Below are 2,254 nucleotides of genomic sequence, written 5' to 3' on the forward strand. Positions count from 1 at the left end.
GCTACTCGGTCCTGTCGTACTTCGGCATGGTGCCGGCCGTCCTCGGCGGTCTGGAGGTCGACGGGCTCTGCGAGCTGGCCCTCGACTCCGACATCGAGGCCGCCGTGGAGCAGGGCGTGGACATGGGCCAGGCGGCGCGCCGGGGCCAGGACAAGGTGACGATCGTGCCCCCCGAGCGCTTCGCCAGCTTCGGGCTGTGGGTCGAGCAGCTGGTGGCCGAGTCGACCGGCAAGCACGGCACCGGCTGCGTCCCCGTGCCGACCACCGAGCCCGAGGAGGGTGACGACCGCCACGTCGTGCCCGTGGCCATCGAGCAGGTGCTCGACCTCGGCCCCCTCTTCTACACGTGGGAGGTGGCCACGGCCGTCTGCGGCCACGTGCTCGGGATCGACCCCTTCGACGAGCCCAACGTGGCGGAGTCCAAGGAGAACACCAAGCGGGTGCTGTCCTCGCTCCCGCTTCCCGTCTCCGCCGACTCCGCTCCCGCCGACCTGGCGGCATGGCTCGACAGTGAGTTCCGCGCCGGGGACTACGTCTCGCTGCAGGCCTACCTCCCCTACGGGCAGAACGAGGCGCTGGAGGCGGCCCGGCGCCGGGTGCGCGACCGCCTCGGTGGCGCGGCGGTCACCGCCGGCTACGGGCCCCGCTTCCTCCACTCCACCGGTCAGCTGCACAAGGGGGGGCCGAACACGGTGATCGCCGTGCAGCTGCTCCCGGCCGCCGACCGGCCCCGGCTGGCGATACCGGGCCACGAGTACGACTTCGGGACCCTCATCTCCGCCCAGGCCCTCGGGGACTTCCAGAGCCTGCAGCGCCACGAGCGCAGGGTGACGCGGGTGGCGGTGGAGGACCTGGCCCAGGTCGGGGCGTGAGTCTCCGTCGGGACACGGGGAGGAGCCGATGAAGCTCGGAATGGTCGGTCTGGGTCGCATGGGCGGCAACATGACCCGGCGGCTGCTGAAGGGCGGCCACGAGGTCGTGGCCTTCGACCTGTCGGAGGCGGCGCGCCAGGACGTGGCCGGGGCGGGGGCGGGCACCGCCGCCACGCTCGAGGAGCTGGTCAACAAGCTCGAGGCGCCGCGTGTCGCGTGGGTGATGGTGCCGGCGGGTGCGCCGACGGATCAGACCATCGACACCCTCGCCTCGGCCATGGAGGCCGGGGACGTGATCGTCGACGGCGGGAACTCGTACTACAAGGACGGCATCGCCGCCGCCGCCCGCCTGGCTACCAAGGGCATCCGCTTCGTCGACGCCGGCGTCTCCGGCGGCGTGTGGGGCCTGGAGAACGGCTACTGCCTCATGGTCGGCGGGGAGAAGGACGCGGTGGCCGTAGTGGAGCCCGCCTTCCTCACCCTGGCGCCTGAGGGCGGCTACTCCCACGTGGGGCCGGTGGGAGCCGGCCACTACGTGAAGATGGTCCACAACGGCATCGAGTACGGGATGATCCAGGCCTACGGGGAAGGCTTCGAGCTGATGCACTCCGCCACCGAGTTCGACCTCGATCTGCACGAGATCGCGTCGATCTGGCGCTACGGGTCGGTGGTGCGCTCGTGGCTGCTCGACCTGGCCGAGGCGGCGCTGGCCGACCAGGGCTCGTTCGACAAGATCCGCGGCGTGGTGGCCGACTCCGGCGAGGGGCGCTGGACCGTCCAGGACGCCGTCGACCGCGCCGTGCCGCTGCCGGTGATCTCTGCCTCCCTGTTCGCCCGCTTCAGCTCGCGTCAGGACGACTCGTTCGCGGCCCGGCTGTCGGCCGCCCTCCGCAACCAGTTCGGCGGCCACGCCGTCGTGCCCGAGAGTTGAACCCCTGGTGACCGACGCCGCGCCCAATCCGCTGGCGCTCGGTCTGGAGGCCGAGCGCAAGGCCCCGCCCGTGGCGCTGATCGTGTTCGGGGCGTCCGGTGACCTCACGAGCCGCAAGCTCCTGCCCGCCCTGGCGGCCCTGGCCCGGCGCCGCCAGCTGTCCGACGCCTTCGCCGTCGTCGGGGTGGCCCGTTCGGGCCTGTCCGACGAGGACTTCCGCAAGGTGGCCGCCGACGCCGTGCCCGACGGGGGACCGGAGTGGGACGACCTGGTGTCCGGCTTCCGCTACGTCCAGGGGGAGTACGGCCACCCCGACACCTTCGACGCCCTGAAGCAGGTGCTGGCCGAGGTCGACGAGGCACGCGGCACCGCCGGGAACCGGGTGTACTACCTGGCGACGGTGCCCGACCAGTTCGCGATCGTGGCCGGGGCCCTGGGCCAGCACGGCATG

General features: G+C 72.4%; 3 protein-coding genes. All 3 read left to right on the forward strand.

Annotated elements, in window-relative coordinates:
- A partial coding sequence (locus VFW24_05120; GenBank protein HEX5266133.1) for a hypothetical protein occupies positions 1 to 872 on the forward strand: 872 nt, incomplete at its 5' end.
- Positions 873 to 912: 40 nt separating this feature from the next.
- Positions 913 to 1,803, forward strand: a complete 891-nt coding sequence (gnd, locus tag VFW24_05125) for a decarboxylating 6-phosphogluconate dehydrogenase (GenBank protein HEX5266134.1) — start codon at positions 913 to 915, stop codon at positions 1,801 to 1,803.
- A 7-nt stretch (positions 1,804 to 1,810) separates the two neighbouring features.
- The coding region (locus tag VFW24_05130) for a hypothetical protein (GenBank protein ID HEX5266135.1) at positions 1,811 to 2,254 on the forward strand (444 nt) is incomplete at its 3' end.

The sequence above is a fragment of the Acidimicrobiales bacterium genome (genome assembly GCA_036273495.1).
In the GTDB taxonomy this organism is placed as follows: Bacteria; Actinomycetota; Acidimicrobiia; order Acidimicrobiales; family JAJPHE01; genus DASSEU01.

Bases quoted from the DNA above. Each gene is read 5' to 3' on its own strand.
- gnd (HEX5266134.1), top strand. From the start codon at position 913: ATGGTCGGTCTGGGTCGCATGGGCGGCAACATGACCCGGCGGCTGCTG.